Origin of the sequence: Paraburkholderia sp. RL17-337-BIB-A (genome assembly GCF_046025895.1) — a bacterium.
Classification (GTDB): Bacteria; Pseudomonadota; Gammaproteobacteria; order Burkholderiales; family Burkholderiaceae; genus Paraburkholderia; species Paraburkholderia fungorum_C.
In genome coordinates, this window is sequence record NZ_JARESY010000001.1 from 2,815,384 (window position 1) to 2,834,437 (window position 19,054).

General features: G+C 62.6%; 18 protein-coding genes, 1 pseudogene and 1 riboswitch. Of the genes and pseudogenes, 9 read left to right on the forward strand and 10 right to left on the reverse strand.

Features of this window, described 5'->3' with window-relative positions:
* Positions 1 to 9: 9 nt before the first annotated feature.
* On the reverse strand, positions 10 to 357 hold the full coding sequence (locus P0D84_RS12645; RefSeq protein ID WP_408336805.1) for a DUF190 domain-containing protein: 348 nt from the start codon (positions 355 to 357) through the stop codon (positions 10 to 12).
* A gap of 174 nt (positions 358 to 531) precedes the next feature.
* Positions 532 to 593, forward strand: a riboswitch (Fluoride riboswitch).
* A gap of 78 nt (positions 594 to 671) precedes the next feature.
* Here P0D84_RS12645 and crcB point away from each other — a divergent pair.
* Positions 672 to 1,052, forward strand: coding sequence for a fluoride efflux transporter CrcB (gene crcB / locus P0D84_RS12650; protein WP_408336807.1), 381 nt, complete (start codon positions 672 to 674; stop codon positions 1,050 to 1,052).
* Positions 1,053 to 1,166: 114 nt separating this feature from the next.
* On the opposite strand, the gene P0D84_RS12655 is transcribed toward crcB, so the two are convergent.
* The 3 genes and pseudogenes from P0D84_RS12655 to P0D84_RS12665 form a co-directional block, all read right to left on the reverse strand.
* Positions 1,167 to 1,745, reverse strand: coding sequence for a c-type cytochrome (locus tag P0D84_RS12655; RefSeq protein WP_408336809.1), 579 nt, complete (start codon positions 1,743 to 1,745; stop codon positions 1,167 to 1,169).
* 168 nt (positions 1,746 to 1,913) lie between these two features.
* The gene (gene soxC / locus P0D84_RS12660; protein WP_408336811.1) at positions 1,914 to 3,179 is read right to left on the reverse strand and encodes a sulfite dehydrogenase; all 1,266 of its coding nucleotides are present in this window, start codon (positions 3,177 to 3,179) and stop codon (positions 1,914 to 1,916) included.
* Between the two features lie 125 nt (positions 3,180 to 3,304).
* Positions 3,305 to 3,451: pseudogene (locus P0D84_RS12665) on the reverse strand (ABC transporter substrate-binding protein); the annotation flags it as partial.
* Between the two features lie 253 nt (positions 3,452 to 3,704).
* Here P0D84_RS12665 and P0D84_RS12670 point away from each other — a divergent pair.
* From P0D84_RS12670 to P0D84_RS12695, 6 genes are read left to right on the forward strand one after another with little or no spacing between them, the layout of a single operon-like run.
* Positions 3,705 to 4,772, forward strand: coding sequence for an ABC transporter substrate-binding protein (locus P0D84_RS12670; RefSeq protein ID WP_408336813.1), 1,068 nt, complete (start codon positions 3,705 to 3,707; stop codon positions 4,770 to 4,772).
* A gap of 16 nt (positions 4,773 to 4,788) precedes the next feature.
* Positions 4,789 to 5,652, forward strand: coding sequence for an ABC transporter permease (locus tag P0D84_RS12675; protein ID WP_408336815.1), 864 nt, complete (start codon positions 4,789 to 4,791; stop codon positions 5,650 to 5,652).
* A gap of 52 nt (positions 5,653 to 5,704) precedes the next feature.
* Positions 5,705 to 6,574 (forward strand): ABC transporter permease, encoded by an 870-nt coding sequence (locus P0D84_RS12680; RefSeq protein ID WP_408336817.1) that lies wholly within the window; start codon positions 5,705 to 5,707, stop codon positions 6,572 to 6,574.
* Positions 6,575 to 6,608: 34 nt separating this feature from the next.
* A complete protein-coding gene (locus P0D84_RS12685) occupies positions 6,609 to 7,484 on the forward strand; it encodes an ABC transporter ATP-binding protein (protein WP_408336819.1) in 876 nt (291 codons plus the stop codon).
* A 46-nt stretch (positions 7,485 to 7,530) separates the two neighbouring features.
* On the forward strand, positions 7,531 to 8,907 hold the full coding sequence (locus P0D84_RS12690; protein ID WP_408336821.1) for an LLM class flavin-dependent oxidoreductase: 1,377 nt from the start codon (positions 7,531 to 7,533) through the stop codon (positions 8,905 to 8,907).
* Between the two features lie 30 nt (positions 8,908 to 8,937).
* Entirely contained in the window at positions 8,938 to 9,885 is a 948-nt protein-coding gene (locus P0D84_RS12695; protein WP_408336823.1) for a TauD/TfdA dioxygenase family protein, read from the forward strand.
* A gap of 153 nt (positions 9,886 to 10,038) precedes the next feature.
* On the opposite strand, the gene P0D84_RS12700 is transcribed toward P0D84_RS12695, so the two are convergent.
* From P0D84_RS12700 to P0D84_RS12725, 6 genes are all read right to left on the reverse strand, one after another.
* The gene (locus P0D84_RS12700) at positions 10,039 to 10,878 is read right to left on the reverse strand and encodes a CmcJ/NvfI family oxidoreductase (RefSeq protein ID WP_408336825.1); all 840 of its coding nucleotides are present in this window, start codon (positions 10,876 to 10,878) and stop codon (positions 10,039 to 10,041) included.
* 18 nt (positions 10,879 to 10,896) lie between these two features.
* Positions 10,897 to 11,652, reverse strand: coding sequence for an SDR family NAD(P)-dependent oxidoreductase (locus tag P0D84_RS12705; protein ID WP_408336827.1), 756 nt, complete (start codon positions 11,650 to 11,652; stop codon positions 10,897 to 10,899).
* A gap of 250 nt (positions 11,653 to 11,902) precedes the next feature.
* Positions 11,903 to 13,246, reverse strand: a complete 1,344-nt coding sequence (locus P0D84_RS12710) for an LLM class flavin-dependent oxidoreductase (RefSeq protein ID WP_408336829.1) — start codon at positions 13,244 to 13,246, stop codon at positions 11,903 to 11,905.
* A gap of 282 nt (positions 13,247 to 13,528) precedes the next feature.
* A complete protein-coding gene (locus P0D84_RS12715) occupies positions 13,529 to 14,875 on the reverse strand; it encodes an LLM class flavin-dependent oxidoreductase (RefSeq protein WP_408336831.1) in 1,347 nt (448 codons plus the stop codon).
* 237 nt (positions 14,876 to 15,112) lie between these two features.
* Positions 15,113 to 15,361, reverse strand: coding sequence for a hypothetical protein (locus P0D84_RS12720; RefSeq protein ID WP_408336833.1), 249 nt, complete (start codon positions 15,359 to 15,361; stop codon positions 15,113 to 15,115).
* A gap of 206 nt (positions 15,362 to 15,567) precedes the next feature.
* Entirely contained in the window at positions 15,568 to 16,812 is a 1,245-nt protein-coding gene (locus tag P0D84_RS12725) for a DUF1479 domain-containing protein (RefSeq protein ID WP_408336835.1), read from the reverse strand.
* 93 nt (positions 16,813 to 16,905) lie between these two features.
* Between P0D84_RS12725 and P0D84_RS12730 the strand changes: the two genes are divergently transcribed.
* Together P0D84_RS12730 and P0D84_RS12735 are read left to right on the forward strand one after the other, a co-directional pair.
* Positions 16,906 to 17,877 (forward strand): helix-turn-helix domain-containing protein, encoded by a 972-nt coding sequence (locus tag P0D84_RS12730; RefSeq protein WP_408336837.1) that lies wholly within the window; start codon positions 16,906 to 16,908, stop codon positions 17,875 to 17,877.
* A gap of 47 nt (positions 17,878 to 17,924) precedes the next feature.
* Positions 17,925 to 18,212, forward strand: coding sequence for a muconolactone Delta-isomerase family protein (locus P0D84_RS12735; RefSeq protein ID WP_408339812.1), 288 nt, complete (start codon positions 17,925 to 17,927; stop codon positions 18,210 to 18,212).
* Positions 18,213 to 19,054: the final 842 nt, after the last annotated feature.

The following is a 19,054-nucleotide window of genomic DNA, read 5'->3' on the forward strand; positions in this document are numbered from 1 at the left end:
GAAGCAGCGTTAGCGGCGCGCCGGATGTTTCGTGGCCGGCTCTGCGCCGAGCATGCCGAATTCGATCGGGCAACGCGTGTAGAAGACCGGGACATTGCTCTCGCGCACCGCCTCGAGCAACGCTTCGGCCTCGCCTTCAGTGACCGCGAAAATGACCTGTTGCGGTTGATCGGCCAGTTCGAAGAAGCGCGCGGCATGCCGTGCGCCCGCGTGGCCGATGCCTTCGGCCGCCGCCACGACGGTCGCGCCATGAATGCCGACGTGCTTCGCGATCGACAGCAGACATTCCACGACCGTTTGATGTCCATGGCGCCTGTTCTGCTCGGTATAGAACGTGAGTTGGTAGCCCTTCATCATGTCGGCCTCCCGCGCGGCCGCAGTCAAGTCCACGGCGAATGCTCGCAGATCCTCTCTTCATTGTAGGTCGCGCTCCGGGCGCGTCTCGCGGACCGCACAGGCTCGCTCCCGTCACGTTCGCGCCCACATTGCGCCGCCTCCACCTGTCCCCCAATCGGGCCGCCGATGCTAGACTTGCGCGCTGGAGATGGCATTCTCCTTTAACCGCCCTTGTGGCTGATGATGCCTGCTTCGCCCGGATGACTGCGGACGCGGCATCGCACGTCCCGTTCAGCCCGGTTTGACGACCTTTTTCGCTTCACCAGGGCATTTCCATGTATTGGTCCATTCTCTCCGTCGGCGTCGGCGGCGCGCTCGGCTCGCTGTTTCGCTGGTTCCTCGGCATCCGTCTGAACGGCGTGTTCGCCGGCTTGCCGCTTGGCACGTTCGCCGCCAATGTCATCGCCGGCTACGTGATCGGCGTCGCGGTCGCGGGGTTCGCGCGGGCGCCGCAGATCGCGCCCGAATGGCGGCTCTTCGTCATCACCGGTTTGATGGGCGGCCTGTCGACTTTCTCGACGTTCTCAGCGGAAGTCGTACAGCGCCTGCAGGACGGCCGGCTTGGCTGGGCGGCCGGTGAAGTGGTGATTCATGTGGGCGCGTCGCTGCTGATGACCATCCTCGGCATCGCGACCGTTTCCCTGCTGGCGCGCTGAAAGCCGGGGAGCCCAGCCCTGACGCTTCCATGACCTTGACCGCCGGGCCGGACGCGATGCTTGCCGGCGTGTGTCGCCGTCTGTCCTTGGGCGCGCACGCACGGCTCACAATCGTCACAATTGTCCCGGACGCGGATCGGCCACGAAGCCGTGGCGATTGGGCATCACTACACGCGGCAGCGTGGCCGCGTCGAGCCGCGTATTCGCCGGCACGACCCCGTTCTGGTTGAGCAGGAAAGCGCTCACCGCGTACACCTCGTCGGCGGAAAGCGATTCGGGGGCGTTGTAGGGCATGGCGCGGCGGATATAGTCGAACAAGGTGGTCGCATAGGGCCAGTAGCTGCCCACCGTGCGCTGCGGCCTGGCGCTGGTCAAGGTCCCCAGCCCGCCGATCAGTTGATCGCCAAGACCACCCTCACCTCGCGCGCCGTGACACGCCGCGCATTTGGCGGCGAACAGGTGCGCGCCGGTAGCGACGTCGCCGCTGCCCGGCGGCAGGCCGCGGCCATCCGGCGCGATGTCGATGTTCCAGGCAGCGAGATCCTGGTCCGTGAGCGGCGTGCCGATGCCGTACTGCGTTCCGGCGTTGAGCTCGCCGGGCGCGATCGATGAACAGGATGCCAGCGCCGTGAGCGACAGGAGCACGGCCAGCGCCACCCGCGCCGGCCTGGGTAGTGAATGGCGATCACGCATGGCCCTCCTCCCCGCTTACGTCGAGACGCCAAGGCTGAATCGCGCTGGCTCTCCACGCCAGCGTATGTAGCGAATAACGATCACGCATTGCCAATCTCCCCGCTGGCGTCGACACGCCATTGCCGCATCGCGTTGTGCACCCGCGCCGGCGCGCGTGACAAAAGGCGATCACGCATTGCGCACCTCCCCGCTTGCCTCGACACGCCATTGCTGGATCGCGTTGTAGTGATACTGCGAATTCAGTCCCCGCGCGGCGACGAGTTCAGCGCGCGTGGGCTGCACATAGCCGGTCGAATCCGTGGCGCGCGAGAGAATCGCGGCAGCGCCGCCGTCCCATCGCCAGTCCGCCTGAAAGCGCGTCAGCGCCCGGTCGCGGACCGCGCCGTCCAGACGCGCGAGATGCCACGTCGCGCCCCCATCGGCCGACACTTCGACCTTGCGGATGGTCCCGCGCCCCGACCAGGCGAGACCGGTGATCGGGTAGTAACCGTGCGTGGTGAGACGATGTCCCGGCGACGGCCGCGTGATCACCGATTTCGCGTCCATCTCGAACGCGAACTGACGTGCGGTGCCGTTCGCGAGCAGGCTCGTGTATTTCGAGGTTTCCTCGCGCGTTTCCAACGGCGCGTCGACCACCTTCAGCCGACGCAGCCACTTGACGTTCGTATTGCCTTCGAAGCCGGGCACGATCAGACGCAACGGATAGCCATTTTCCGGGCGCAGGCGTTCGCCGTTTTGCGCATAGACCACGAGCGCGCGATCGAGTATCCGATCCAACGGCAAGCTGCGCGTCATCGCCGCGGCGTCCGCGCCTTCGGCCAGGATCCAGCCACTACCGCTTGCGCTGCCGCCCGCCGTCACCCCGCCCACCTCCTCCAGCAAGGTGGATAAACGCACCCCCGTCCATTCGCAACACGACAGCAGACCATGCGTAAGCTGCACCGGCATGCCGCTCGGGCCGTTCCATTCGTTGCCGGTATTGCCGGAACATTCGAGAAAATGGATGTGCGACTCGGACGGCAGGCGCACCAGATCGTCGATCGTGAACAGCTTCGGCGTGCGCACCAGGCCGTGTATCGCCAGCCGATGCTGATCCGGATCGATGTCGGGCACGCCGCCGTGATGACGTTCGTACACCAAACCGTTGGGGGTGAGGGTGCCGTGCAAGTCGGCCAACGGCGTCATCGAAGACGCCGCGCCAGGCAGCGGCCACACGCGCGCGCTTCGGCGCACGACGTCCGCCTCGTGCACTGAAGGCACACCATACGGATGCTCGAGGATCGGCGCGCCTGGTACGCGGCTCGATGGCGCCACCTCGAGCGGCTTGAGCAGTTCGCTTGCCGCCGCCACGTGTGAAACAGCGAGACCGCCGGCCGCGAGGCGGCCCAGCAATCGACGACGGCCGCGCGACGGCGGATGATCATGCGGATTCATAGAGACAATGGCAACGCGTCATAGGCAAGCCCGCTAGCGTAATGAAGCCGATTGCCGTGGCCAAACGATAAATTCATATATCGATCGACGTAAACCGCATGGCGCACAGACAGCGCGCGCCGCCAAGCCAGCACGTTCGAGAACACCCCATCCGCCAGGCGGTTCGAATCGGTCCCGCTGTTGAGCACGCCGACCACTTTCAGATCATCGGCATAAAGCGGGATTTCCTTCCTGAACGCGTCGCCGACCCAATGATGGCGGTCTGATTCGTTGCCCGAACAGGCGATTCGCCGATATAGCGTCATCGCACAAAACTAACCCACGAAAATGATCGCAATAGCCGCTGCCGCTCAGAACGCCAGTGTCCGACGCCATAGCCACGCAGTTAGCCGGTTCGAACTACTGCATATTTTCTTATCAGCAATGATTGGTTGGATTCGAGCGCACGCGAATCTAACGTGTAGTGCCAGTTATCGGCCCCCCTGAATTCGCAACCCGCTCCCTTCCTTCGATTGGTATTGCCGAATGCGCTATTTCCGTCTGCTGAAAACTTTCGTTGCCGTGGCGACGCTGTCGCTTGCCGCGGTTCACGCCTATGCTGACAAGCCTGCCGTGATCCGGATCGGCGTCGCGCAGCAGGGTACCGGCGATCCGCCTACCTTTGGCGGGACGCCCGCGGCCACCGTGCAACTGCAGCAGTCGCTCGAAAAGGAATTCGCCGCCGATGGCATCAAGGTCGAATGGCTGTTCTTCAAAGGCGCCGGCCCCGCGGTCAACGAAGCGATCGCCGACAAGTCGCTCGACTTCGCCTTCCAGGGCGATCTGCCCGCGGTGCTCGCGCGCGCCAACGGCCTGAAGACCCATCTTCTGCTCGCCTCGGGCGTGCGCACCGGCGTCAAGGTCGCCGTGCCCACCGACTCCGACGTGCACTCGGTCAAGGACCTCAAGGGCCGCCGCGTATCGATCTTTCGCGGCACTAATCTGCAACTGGTCGCCGACAACGCGCTCGCCGCCAATCAGCTCGACGAACGCGATCTGCGCGTGATCAATCTCGATACCGCCAGTTCGCTCGCCGCGCTGGCCTCCAAGGGCATCGATGCGTCGGTCAACGATTACCACGTGTACAAATTGCGCGACCAGGGGCTCGCCAAGGTGATCTACGAATCGCAGAACGACGGGCCGCAATTCACGCGTCAATCGCATCTGCTGGTCGTCGATGACTTCGACCGCGCGCATCCGGACATCGTGCAGCGCGTCGTCAACGTGTTCGTCAAAGGCTCGCAATGGTCGTCGGATGAAGCGAACCGCGACGCGCTCTTCAAGCTCTGGGCCAAAAGCGGCGTGCCCTATTCGTCATGGCAGGCCGAATACGCGAATCAAAAGCTGAAAGACCGCAATTCGCCGCTGATCGACCCGTTCATCGTCGCGCGCTATAAAGCCGTCGCGGCGGATGCATTGAAACTCAAACTGATCCGTCAGCCGGTCCAGGTCGATGGCTGGTTCGAGACGAAATATCTCGACAACGCGCTAAGCACACTGAAGCTCGACCACTACTGGACGCGTTACGACGCCGCCGGCAAGCCGCTCAGCTAAAACGGGAACCATCACGATGAGCGAAACCGCACTCCCGGTCGACAACAAACGACTCAGCGCCGTCGCCGTGTCGCCGGATGCCTCGCATCCGCCCCTGCATAGCAATCCACGGCTGCGCGCACTCGCCTGGCGGCTTGCGCCGTGGGTATTGCCCGCCGTCCTCTTCGCCCTATGGACAGTGGGTTGCGAGCGCGGCTGGATCGCGCCGCAGATTTTGCCGCCGCCCGAGCGCGTGTTCGACACCTTCGTCGAGCTGGCGAAGAGCGGCGATCTCGCGAGCAACACGCTGATCAGTTTGCAACGCGTGCTGCTCGGCTTCGCGGCGGGCACCGTAGTCGGCTTTGTGCTCGGTGCGGCACTCGGTTTGTCGCGCACCTTCGAAGCGTATGTCCTGCCGAGTTTCAATGCGCTCGTGCAAATTCCGGTACTCGGCTGGCTGCCGTTTCTGCTGCTGCTCGTCGGCGTCGGAGAGCCGCTCAAATACATCCTGATCGCGCATGCGGCGCTGGTTCCGGTCACGTTGAGCACGCTGCAAGGATTCCGCCAGACGCCTGCCTCGCTCAACGAAGTCGCACGGGTATTCGAATACAACGGCTGGCAACGGATCGTCTATCTGGTCCTGCCAGCCGCGGTGCCGACGCTCGCCACCGGCGTGCGCCTCGCGTTCACCAAGGCCTGGCTCGCGCTGGTGGTGGTTGAACTGGTGGCGTCCTCCGAAGGGCTCGGCTATCTGATCGTCTACGGCCGGCAACTGTTTCAGCTCGACCTGGTGATGGCCTCGGTGGTCGTGGTGGGTGCCATTGGTTACGCGGTGAACCGATCGCTGGACGCACTCGAAGCGCGTTTGCGGCGCGGACAACCGTCGGCATTTCGCGACTGACCGCGGGTGATCCGGCCCACGGCACCCAGGCGCCGCACTTGAGGAATCTACGATGAGTCTCTTCTCCTTCACCCGCTCGAAGCCCGCCGCCGACACGTCCTGCGACTGCAACGTGCCCGCCGCCTTCCGCCGCGCGGCGCGACCACGCCGGTTGCTGCTGGCGCGCGTCGACTGGCGCGGCGCCGTCTTGCCGATCGTTGCCATTGCGATCTGGTGGGCCATCTCGGAGGCGCACGTGGTCAAGAGCGGCCTGCTGGTCAGTCCCGCGCAAGTGCTCGCCACCGCATGGCAACAGATCATTAGCGGCGCGCTGTTCAAAGCGCTCTCCGCCTCGCTCGCGCGCGAAGCGAGCGGCTTCGTGATCGGCACGCTGGGCGGCCTGCTGCTCGGCAGCGTGCTGGGTTTCTCGCGGCTCGCCACACGCATGATCGGCCCGAGTTTCGACACGTTCAAACAGATCTCGCTGTTCGCGTGGATCCCCCTGATCTCCGTGTGGTTCGGTCTCGGCGATGCGGCCAAAGTCGTCTTCCTCTCGCTCGCCGCGTTGCTGCCCGTCACCGCTCACACCTGCGACGGCATCCACGCGGTGCCGCGCGCTTATATCGAAGTCGCGCGCGCCTTCCGTTACACGCGCTGGCAACTCATCCGCGCCGTCATCCTGCCGGCTGCGTTGCCGTCGATTTTCACGGGCATCTACCTCGCATTGATCTACTCGTGGCTCGCCACGCTCGGCGCCGAATATCTGCTGGTAGCCGGCAGCGGCATCGGCAATACGCTGATCGACGGCAGCGAGCAGTTCCGCATGGACCTCGTGCTGTTCGGCGTGATCGTGGTTGGCCTAACCGGCTGGGCGTTGAACGCGCTGGCGCGCGCCGTGGAGCGGGCGATTTTTGCACGTCGTTCGCCGCAAGCCGCACGATAAACACGTACCTGACCTCTCCTTACCGGAACCGCTCATGACTTCTTCGACGCTTTCCGAAAGCATCGACATTCTCCGCGTCAGCAAGCGCTACACGCAGCAAGACGGCACCCCACTCGCGGTGCTCGACGACATTACCCTGCGGGTGCGTCCCGGCGAATTCGTCAGCGTGCTGGGTTCGAGCGGCTGCGGAAAGTCGACGCTGTTACGGCTGATCGCGGGACTCGACACCGACTACACGGGCGACATCGTCGTCGCGGGTGAAAAAGTGCGCGACACCTCGCTCGAACGCGGCATCGTGTTTCAGGACCATCGTCTGTTTCCGTGGCTCACGGCGTCGCAAAACATTCTCGCTGCATTGCGTAACGCGCCACTATCCGCACGCGAAAAGCGCGATGCGGTTGCACAGCATATCGCGCTCGTCGGCCTGAACGGCTTCGAAAATTCGTACCCGCATCAGCTGTCGGGCGGCATGGCGCAGCGCGTGGCAATCGCGCGCGGTCTCGTGAACCGCCCGCGTGTGCTACTGCTCGACGAACCGTTTGGCGCGCTCGATGCGCTCACGCGCGCCCGCTTGCAAAACGAGTTGCAACGCATCTGGGAACACGAGCGCATTACGATGATTCTCGTTACACACGATGTCGACGAAGCGCTTTACCTCGGCGATCGGGTCGTCACGATGGCGCCACGGCCGGGCCGCATCAAACGGATCGTCGATGTCGCGTTGCCGCGTCCACGCGAACGAAGCGACCCCCGCTTCATTCGCTTGCGCGACGAGGTGCTGGCCGATTTCGCCGAGCATGACGGCGAGCGTCGCGCGCCTGCCGAAGACGATACGCCAGGCGGCGGCACGCGCATTCAAACCGCGCCCGCGGCGAGCCCGCCGATCACCGAATGGCGCCTCGCGTGGTGAAGCGCGCTGCTTCCCTCGAGCACACCAGACAATCACGGAGAAGACGATGAGCGGTAAGAATCAGCAGAAGCGGCAGATCAAACTCGGCGCTTTCCTGATGGAGACAGGCCATCATATCGCCGCATGGCGGCATCCGGATGCGCACGCGAGCGGAGGACTCGACTTCGCACACTACGCGGAACTTGCACAGATCGCCGAGCGCGCCAAATTCGACGCGGTATTCTTCGCCGACAGCGTGAGCGTGCGCGACACGAATCTGCCGTCGCTCTCTCGCACCGCGCGCGCCGATCATTTCGAGCCGATCACGCTGCTGTCCGCGCTTTCGGTCGTGACGAAACATGTCGGCCTGATCGCAACTGTCTCCACGACGTTCAACGAGCCCTACAACCTCGCGCGCAAATTCGCCTCGCTCGATCATCTGAGCGGCGGACGCTCCGGCTGGAATCTCGTCACGTCGAGCACCGAATCCGAGGCGCTCAATTTCAATTTCGAACGCCACCCCGATCACGCGGTCCGCTACGAACGCGCGCGCGAATTCTACGATGTGGTGGCGGGCCTGTGGGATAGCTGGGAAGACGACGCCTTCATCCGCGACAAGGAAAGCGGCGTCTATTTCGATCCGGACAAGCTGCACGTGCTCGGCCATGCCGGCAAGCACTTCAAGGTGCGCGGACCGTTGAATGTCGCGCGTTCGCCGCAGGGTTGGCCGGTCGTCGTGCAGGCCGGCGCGTCGGAGGCGGGTCGCGAACTCGCGGCGCAAACCGCGGAGGTGATCTTCGTTGCGCATCAGACGCTCGAGGAGGCGCAGTCGTTCTATCGCGACGTCAAAGGCCGCCTCGCGAAGTACGGACGCGCGCCGGATCATCTGAAGATCATGCCGGGCATTTTTCCGATCGTCGGCCGCACGCAGGAAGAAGCCGAAGCGAAGTTCGCCGCGCTGCAGGACCTGATTCATCCGACCGTCGGTCTGTCGCTGCTGTCGAACATGTCGGGCGGCGTGGACCTGTCCCAGTACCCGGTCGACGGGCCGCTGCCCGAGTTGCCGGAAACCAACGGCGGCAAGAGCCGGCAGCGTTTGCTGTTCGATCTGGCGCGGCGCGAAAACCTGACGATCCGCGACCTGTATCTGCGTATTGCCGGCGCACGCGGCCATCAGCAGGTGGTCGGCACGCCTCAAAGCATCGCCGACCAGCTACAGCAGTGGTTCGAGGAGGAAGGCGCCGATGGCTTCAACATCATGTCGCCGTGGCTGCCGGGCGGGCTGACGGATTTCGCCGAACTGGTGGTACCGGAACTGCAACGGCGTGGACTTTTCCGCACCGAATACGAAGGGCGCACGCTGCGCGAGAACCTCGGCTTGCCCCGACCCGAAAATCGCTATGCCGCCGAGACAAAACAGATACCCGCGGTAGCGGGTTATTGATGCGAGACGTTTTTATCATAAGGAGCCCCCATGAGCGCAGCCGCCGTGCAGGACATACAGTCGATTCAGGTCAACCCGCTTTCCGCGCATATTGGCGCTGAAATTCACGGTGTCGATCTCACGCAGAAACTGGACACGCGCCAGATCGCGGACATTCGCGCGGCGCTTCTGAAGTGGCGCGTCGTGTTCTTTCGAGAGCAGTTCCTGACGCACGAGCAACACGTTGCTTTCTCGGCGCAGTTCGGCGAGCTGACCTTAGGGCATCCAGTGTTCGGTCATGTCGACGGTCATCCGGAAATCTATTCGGTCTCGAAGTACCGCAAAGCGACGCGTTTCGAAGGTCAGGCGCTGCTGCGGCCGTGGACCGGCTGGCACACGGACGTGACCGCCGCGGTCAATCCGCCCTGGGCGTCGATCCTGCGTGGCGTGACGATTCCGCCTTATGGCGGCGATACGCAGTGGACCAATCTGGTGGCCGCCTATCAGAAGCTTTCCGCGCCGCTGCGCACATTCGTCGACGGCCTGCGCGGGCTGCATCGCTTCACGCCACCGGCTGGTGCGAGTGGCACGGAAGCATTTGCCAGGGCCGTCGAACAACGTATTCTCGTCACCGAACATCCGCTCGTCAGAGTTCATCCGGAAACGGGTGAGCGGGCGCTTTATGTGAGCCCGAGTTTCCTGAAGTCGATTGTCGGCGTCACGCCACGCGAAAGCCAGGTGCTGCTTGAATTGCTCTGGGAACACGTCACCCGGCCGGAGTTCACCGTGCGCTTCAAGTGGGAAGCCGGCAGCGTCGCCTTCTGGGACAACCGCGCGACCGCTCACCTCGCGCCCACGGATATTTTCGATCTCGACTTCGACCGGCAGCTGTATCGCACAACACTGGTCGGTGACGTGCCCGTTGGCCCCGACGGTGCGCAATCGGTGGCGATCGAAGGCTCGCCGGTCAGCGCTGCCGCAGCCGTTGCGCTGAACTGAGCCGCCCCAACATCCATTACGCCGTTTTGACGACACTCGCGTCTGCGTAAATGCGCGAATCACAAACAAACAAGAATTCGCGCTTTCGATATTGCCTATTCTGCGATGCAGAAGCAGACGTCACTGCTCCTGCCTGGCAGCGCAAGCCGCCACTCAAAAGAACAATAGCGAGCGCAACTCGATGCTTCGACGCGGCGGCGCATCGGCCGGCGTAGTGGGATCGTCGAATGCCGTATGAGCCGTTAGACGTGCGATTCCGTCGCCCGCCGAATCGTAGATTTTTAGCAGCAGGAACTCATCGGGCGACATGTGCGGAAAGTAGTACCAACGGTGCCGCGGATTGAATACCAACGCATACGTCTCGCCGACCTTGTCGGGATAAACCAGGTCGGACGCCACCAGATCGTTGAGCGTGATACTGCGCGAATCGCACAACGCGAGCGGCGACGATCGCACTGTGTCCCCGATCGGACGCCACAGGTTGACGATGGCGACACGGCCCTGCAGCAGACGCTCGGCTTCATCTGGCGGCAGATGATCGCGGACCCGGCGCGGACCCGAGACAAACGTCTGGTCGTTATGGATGTACTTGACCGGCTCCCGCGTGCCATCCCGGCGCTCGGGGTCGCCGTCACGCAGCGTGTGATCGAACACGACCACGCGGCGAGCGCCCGTGGCCTGTTTCAGCAACTGCTCTGCTTCCCGGTAATAGACCGATTCGATCTTCGCCGGATCGGAGAAATCGCGCAATGCGCTAGCGTGCCGGAGCAGTTCGAAGCCGTTACGATCGAGCGACAACCGCCCAGGCGGCGGTGCGACGCGTGCATTTGAAATGCTCACGCGATGCGGCCGGTACACGCCGCTGCGTTTCGGCACACCCGGCGGTGGGTCGTATTGATACGACACCGGCTTCTCTCCGGTGAACTCGAGGTAATTCAACTCGGCCTCAACCGTCGCGGCGGACGCCGGTGTTTCGATGACGATATCGCTCATGTTCACATCCTCATCACGTTAAAACGATTCGTTGAACGGCCGCAGATCGATTTCCTGCGACCACGCGCTGCGCCCTTGCTGATGGAGATACCAGTAGGCGTCGGCGATCTCAGCGGGATTCAACAGGCCGTCTGCGCCACGTTCGGCCACTCGCTGCGGCGCCGACGTACGCAGGCGCTCGCCGTCGATGCCTCCATCGACCACCACATGCGCGACATGGATATTCTTTAGCCCAAATTCGCGCGCGAGACTCTGCGCGAGCGAGCGCAAGCCGGCTTTGGCGGAAGCGAACGCGGCAAACGGCGGCCGGCCGCGCAGCGATGCGGTCGCGCCGGTAAACAGCAGCGAGCCTCGGCCGGCCGCCAGCAGCGACGGCAGCGCCGCCCGCGCGAACAGGAAACCGCCGAGCGTCGTGACGCGCCATGCCACTTCGAACTGCTCCGCGCTCAGTTCGAGCGTCGGTGCACGCGTTGCGCCCGCAGCGTTGAAAATCGCCACTTCGAGCGTGCCGGTGTTGGCAAGCTGCTGCGCGATCCCAGTCAGATCCGCTTCGCGCGTGACATCACCCGGCAATGCGACAGCATGGCCGCCGGCGCTGCGTATTTCGTCGACGACCGCATCGAGCCGCTCGCGCGAGCGGCCTGTCACGGCAACACTGAAGCCCTCGCGAGCGAAACGGCGTGCGAGCGCCGCGCCCAGTCCGGCGCTCGCACCCACGCCGGCAATCCACGCGAGACGCGTGCCCTCCTGCCCTTGTTCGATAGACTCGGTCATTGGAATCCCCATTGCCTGTAGCCGCCGCACGCAGCGCGTGGCGGCAGTAGACGCATACGCCTATCGCTTCAGCGTAGGCGATGGATGCGCATGGAGGAAATAACGAATCGTGGAAAGTTATGTTGCAGATTCGAGGCTGCACGCGAAACGCGTGTGCAGCCTCGACTTTCCTGAGACCGGCAGTACCTGATGGCAAGTACTGCGTGAAAGGTGCTGATTGGTGGCCGGTTTCCCGGTTTCGCGCTTTCTGTTACGCAAGAAAATACCGGTTCTCAGGCCGCCGCAAACCGAGGTTCTCGCGCAACGTACGGCCTTCATAGTTCTCGCGGAACAAGCCGCGTCGCCGCAGTTCGGGCACTACCAGTTCGACGAAATCGGTCAGGCCGTCAGGCAATACCGGCGGCATCACGTTGAAGCCGTCAGCGCCATGATTCACGAAGCGCTCTTCGAGCTGATCGACGATCTGGGCTGCGGTGCCGACGAGCTGCCAGTGGCCACGCGCACCCGCGATCCGCAAATAGAGCTGGCGGATCGTGAGGTTCTCGCGGCGAGCCAGATCGATCGTCAACACCTGGCGGCTCTTGCTCGCATTCGTCTCGGGCAGTTCGGGAATCGGGCCGTCGAGTGGATATTCCGACAGGTCGAACCCGCCGGTCAGCCCGGATACCAGTGCCAGTCCAACCTTCGGATCGATCAGCGACTGCAACTGCTCGAACTTCTCTCTCGCCTCGCTTTCGGTGCGGCCGACAATCGGAAACACGCCCGGCATGATCTTCAGATCGTCCGGATGACGGCCATAGGCCTGCATGCGCCCCTTCACGTCCGCGTAAAAATCCACCGCGTCCTGCAGCGTTTGCTGCGCCGTGAAAATCACCTCAGCTGTTCTGGCGGCCAGCTCGCGGCCCGCTTCGGACGACCCGGCCTGCACGACGACCGGATGCCCCTGCGGAGACCGAGCCACGTTCAGCGGCCCCTTCACCTGAAAGAAACGTCCCTTGTGATCCAGTACGTGCCGTTTGGCGGGATCGAAGAAACGCCCTTCGGCCTTGTCGCGAACGAAAGCGCCGTCTTCCCAGCTGTCCCAAAGTCCTGCTGTGACTTCCGCGAATTCAGCCGCTCGCAGATAGCGCTCGGCGTGGTCGAAATGTTTGTCGCGGTTGAAGTTCTTCGCTTCATGCTCGCTTGACGAGGTGACCAGGTTCCACCCCGCCCGCCCCCCGCTGATGTGGTCGAGCGAGGCGAACTTGCGGGCAATGTGATACGGCTCGTTGAAACTCGTCGAGGCCGTGCCGACCAGACCGATGCGTTCGGTCACGGCCGCCAGCGCCGACAGCAACGTAATCGGCTCGAACTGCGCCACGTAGCTGTGCGCCGTGCGGCTGAGAAAGTCGACGTTGTCGCCGCGGGTGCCCACGCCGTCGGCGAGAAAGACCAGGTCGAATTTCGCGGCTTCGGCTGCTTGCGCGAGCTGGACATAGTGACGGAAGTTAACGCCGGCGTCCGCCTGCGCCTCGGGATGCCGCCACGCCGCAATGTGGTGCCCGGTAGGGTAAAGGAAAGCGCCGAGACGCAGATGCCCGCTACGTTTGCTCATGGAAGTTCGCGAAAGGAAATTGACGGGTAGATCCCGCGCTGCGGGGATCGGCCAGGTGAACGGTTAGACGTGCCGGATGCCAAACGGGACGACGTTAGCGCGCCGCGCGGCGCGCGGCAACCAAGCAAAGGTCATAACCTTATGAGCGGGAGGAAGGTGTGCATTGCGTCGAATCGCGATGGAGGCGAGGCGTAATCGCGTCTCCAGAGGCGGTCCGCCAATGAACGGCCTGTCGAACGTGACAAACCGAACATGACGAACCGCGCCAAAGTCCACACCCTGCTATCCGATTTGCGGTTCGGTTACCTCACGCGGAAAAAATCGATTTTCGGGCCGGGGCAGACCCAGATTTTCGCGCAGCGTCGTCCCTTCGTATTCGCGCCGGAACAGCCCGCGCTTTTGCAACTCCGGAATGACCTTGTCAACGAAGTCGTCGAGACCGCCCGGCAAATACGGGAACATCACGTTGAATCCGTCCGAGCCCTCCTCCACCAGCCACTGCTCCATCTGGTCGGCGATCATCGCCGCCGTGCCGACCATCTCGAGTCCCGAGTATCCGCCGATGCGCTGAGCGAGCTGGCGGATCGTCAATCCGTCGCGCTGCGCCCAATCCACCACCCGTTGCCGCGAGGTCCGGCTCGCGTTGGTCTCGGGGATCTCGGGCAGCGGGCCGTCCGGATCGAAACCGGAGACGTCGTGCCCCAATGCAATCGACAATGAAGCAATGCCGCTCTCGTAGTGGACGAAGGTGTCGAGCCGCGCGCGGATTTCCAGCGCCTCATCCAATGTATCGCCCACCACGACGAAGGCGGCCGGGAGGATCTTCATGTGATCGCGATTACGACCGAGCTTTTCCATACGGCCTTTTACATCGGCATAGAAGCGCTTGCCGTCGACCAGCCGGCTTTGCGCGGTGAACACGACCTCCGCGGTTTCAGCGGCGATCTGCCTGCCTGCTTCCGATGAACCCGCCTGCACGATGACGGGCCACCCCTGAACAGGGCGCGCAATATTCAACGGCCCGCGCACCGAGAAGTTCTCGCTTCTGTAGTTCAGCACATGCAGTTTCTGCGGATCGAAGAATGTGCCGCTTTCGGTATCGCGGATAAAGGCATCGTCGGCCCAACTGTCCCAAAGCCCGGTGACCACATCGAAGAACTCGCGGGCACGTCGATACCGCTCGTCGTGTTCGACATGTTCGTCAAGGCCGAAATTGAGCGCCGCGTCGGGATTGGACGTCGTCACGAGATTCCATCCCGCGCGGCCACCGCTGATGTGATCGAGCGAGGCAAAGCGCCTCGCTACGTGATAAGGCGCTTCGAACGTGGTGGATGCCGTTGCAATCAGTCCCAGCCGTTCAGTGACCGCGGCCAGCGCGGGCAGCAGCGTCAGCGGCTCGAACGACGTGACTGTGTGGCTATGCCTGAGCGCGTCGAGCGGCATGTTGAGCACCGCGAGATGGTCGGCCATGAAAAACGCGTCAAAGCGGCCGCGCTCCAGCGTCTGCGCAAAACGCTTCAGATGCGCGAAATTGAAGTTGGCGTCGGGCCAGGCGCCGGGATAGCGCCAGGCGCCGGTGTGAATCGTCGTGGGACGCATGAAAGCGCCGAGGCGAAGCTGACGTGACATGTAGCGAACTCCATCGCAACCAGGTCGCGCCAGTTTAATCGTCCCCTGCCGATGCTGCTTGATGGTGCCTGATGCTGCTTACGGCCTCCGGCCTCGCCGTACACCCTGCCGAACCCAGTGCGCCAAGGCACGGGCGCCCACCGCAACGCCGAAAGCGTTCCCGCAGAAATGCAAAGCACAAAATCTTCGTTCGCCCGTCGTGGCTCGCGCTGATTGATCGCGCCACTCGGGCCCGGGTTATTCCCGGGGGAACTCGAGCGGCACGATAAACATCCCTGCGGTGTACTCCGTATGGAAATAGCCGCTGCGCGCGTAAGCCGCGATACGTTCGAGCCGCTCCGGTGACGGCGAAGTGTGCGTAGCGGCAGCCGTCCCGTCTGAGGATTCCTCAGCCGAAACAGCCGAATGTTTTGACCATTGCGTCCGCAGGCTTCGCACAGGATGCCGCAGTCCGCCCCAGATAAGCGTCGCTGTGAGTGTGGCCATGCGACCTCCGTCGATTCATCGCTATACCAATGAATCTAGCGATCAGGATACGGAATCGCAAAGAAGCTTTTGTGGATTGGTTTTCGCAAACCGCCAGAAAAGCGTGCGAATCCCCACACGCACCGCGGTCGATCACTGACCTGTGCCGACATACACGCCCTTGGCAAACACCGGCGACGCGCCATCGCTTCGCCGTCTTTGCCGATCTACAGGTCAAACCCAAGTTGCGCCTTGCCGAGCGGTGTCAGGTCGTCGGCAGTTGCGCGGCCGTTGAAATCCACTTCGAAGTGGTCAGTCGGGAAATCAGGCGGGCTTTCACCCTTGAGGAAGCTCGGCAATTGGCGCTTCAGGTAAGCGTCGTTTTTGGCGCACGCGGGCGCCGAGGCGATATACATCACATTGCTATAACCCGCACCCCTATGCTCGTCTTCGACGGCATGGATGACGTCGCTGTGCCAAAACACCGTGTCGCCCGCTGCCATTTTGGGAATCGACGATAGTGCCTCGAACAATGGCGCATGAAATTCCCGCTTGATCGACAGCGCCCGCCCGGGCATTGCACCGCATAGGTCGTCCTCGGCGACGTCGTCCTGAAGCGCGCGCAGCAGGATGTACACCATCGAGTTGGCGATCGGAACGAGTTGCAGCGTGCCGTCGCCCGGGCCTTGCGGCGTCAACGCAGTCCAGCCCTGGAACGTGCGGAACATCGAACAGACGGCCGGCGACGCGATCTCCTCCACGTCAGGCCGGAAAGCCGCATCGAACGGATCGTAGTCGCGCCAGTTCCCCGCAAACACGTGGCGATAGACCTTGCGGAAATTGCTTTCGATCCAGCGCTCGACGGAGCCGCCGTCGCAATGCGCCGACAAGCCGAGCGACTCGGAGCCTGGCGGGCGGCGGCGCAGACGATCGGCATAGACAGGCACACGCGCCGGATCGAAGTGCACGCGGCCTTCGCTCTCATTGCGCCACAGTTTGTTCAGGAACACACGCGCCGTTGTCAGCGACTCCGACTGACGGGCCCGTACTTGTGGCTTCGACCAGTACACGCCGTAGATTTGCGGCTTGCTGGACGCCAACTGGCCAAAGTATTTGTCTTCGGCGCGGTTTTCGAGGCGCTTGTCGAGATGGTTGCGCTCGACATAGTCGGCAATTTCCTCATCCCAACTTTGCACCAGCGCACGAGGAAAAACATTGCGGATCACGCACGCGCCGCGCGCCTTGACGAGCGCGATCTGGTCCGCGGTGACGCGCTGTTCGGTGATGTCGGAAAACTGAATCTCGGGTATGACGTCTTCCCCGCGATCGCGTTGTCCGGCGATTCGCTTCGCCTCGGCGCTGATCGCTTCTTCGACTTCGGCGAAGACCTCCCGGTAGTTTGGCAACGCCGCGCGCAGCGCGCTTTTCGCCTGCCGGATCGCGCTCGGCAAATCTTCGATTTTCAACGCCATGATTGTCTCCGTCTGGACTGGGTATGCCCGAGGATATGACGTGCATGCGCGCTTTGGTGATACTATTCAGGCGATTAATTTGCGTTTTCGGCCATGAAACCAGCCTATGAGCATGTCGAGTTCGGTGAAGACTGTTCGCTGCGGGTTTACCATCGGCGCCTGCCCCGTATTCCGTTCGAGTGGCATCACCATCCGGAGTACGAGCTAACGCTAACCATGAACAGTCATGGCAAGCGCTACATCGGCGACTCTGTCAACGACTATGCGGCTGAGGATCTCGTCCTCGTACCGCCGGATCTTCCTCACACCTGGGCGTCGAATCGTTCGATCGAACCGTCCTCTCCACAAGTCGCCATCGTTATCTGGTTCGACGGCGATTGGGCGCGGCGTATGGCGGATTGTTGCCCCGAATATGAACCGCTGCGCAAGCTGTTGCGCAGGGCCGCGTGTGGGCTGGCCTTCGAGCCGCCTGCCGGCCAATGGATGCGCGGCCACCTGGACTCATTACTATCGAGCGGAGCACGCGAGCGCCTTGGCGCTGCCCTCGATATTTTGTGCACGCTAGCCGACGCGCCGGGCCAGCCACTCGCCTCGCCGAGTGCTTTCAACCAGGCAAGCGGCCCATCCGGTCACGAGCCCGAACGGATCAACCGGGTCCTTTCGATGATCGACGCGCACTTTGCCGAACCGCTGCGACTGGCAGATCTCTGCGCGGCCGCCAGCCTGTCGGAACGCACGCTCACACGTTACTTTGTTCAGCATATCGGTGAGAGCGTCGGTCGATATATCGCCCGCGTTCGGATTGGTCACGCGTGCCGGATGCTGGTTGACACCGCGCTGCCCGTCGCCGTCATCGCTGCTCGTTCGGGCTTCGCGAACGTCGCGAATTTCAATCGGCAGTTCAGGGCGGCAAAGCAAACAACGCCCGCTGAATATCGACGGCAGTTCGCGGCAGCGGGTTCTCCGGATAAGGACGTAGCAGCTCACTTGACCGAACGGTCTCCGTCACTTCAAAAGAAGCGGAAATCAGACAGTGAGCGAAGTGGCGAAGAGACCGCTTACTAGTACTGCGCGTGTCTCCGGCGATAGCAATCTATTGATGAACGCCTCAACTGCCACACGATATGCCGCTGGCTCAGGCTGACGAAATCAAGGCTCGCGAAAAAGCCTACTCGCAAGAGACTCAACGTCAGGGCAAATGGCAGCAACTGCATCGCGTGGTCGGTCAATATGCCAACTACGGCATTGTCGACGTCGACTCGCATGACGAACTGCACGCCATGCTCTCAGGTCTGCCGTTGTTTCCGTATATGGCCTGCGCAACGATGGCGCGCATTCTCTTTCAATTCGGCACCAACGTATTTTTCCTTATTGCTTTCATGATTGCCTCCCTGACGTGATGAACTGACTTCGCCGGCAATCAGACGCAGACGTCGTGGCGCAGGACAACTCCAATGCGCAACCGGTGTGCCCGGCTTCCCGAGTGAAGAAATCTCGCTGTTTTACCAGCATCTGGCACTACTCTCGGCACCCCGAAGGGAGCACGCCACGATTGCCCTCATAACCCAGGTGGGCCGGAGCAAATGATTATCGAGGTCGCCATATACACGGCATTCAACCATCGCATCTTGCGGTCGGCACAGACGGGTCCTACTCTGAATCCGGTATCGAAACAAAGCGTCGGGCCGACTGAACTTCTGAGTTGTCATACCGCGCACATCCCATCCTCTGTAGGTTCGTAACGGAACAGCCATGGACGAAAATATGATTGCAGCGATTGTGACGCGGAAGTGGCCGCTCGCTCAGGGCTATCACGCGGTCGAATTGGAGACAAAGCACCGTGCGGAACTACCGCCATTCAAAGACGGCGCGATTGTCGACCTCGCTCCAGACAATGGAAGCCGAACCATGCGGTCACACCCGCTGTGGCACACTCCTTCACGGCGCGACGCGTTTGTACTAGGAATCCGGCAAGAGCACGCCAGGGAGACGGCGCAAACAAGTTCAGGATTCTCGTGGAACAGAGGAGATGAAATATTCGTAGGGGTGCCGCGAAGCGCGGCCGTTGTCCTGGACCAAAGCGCGCGCTATATCCTGTTCTCAGCTGGCGTTGGAGTCAAAGCTATCGCGGGGGTCGCAAGGCAAATCGCCTCAATGGCAGGATGCTGCCTCGATATTCACAACTTCGCTCGAACACCCGGGCGAGCTGTCTTTCGGGCGGATTTGGACGAACTTCGCGACC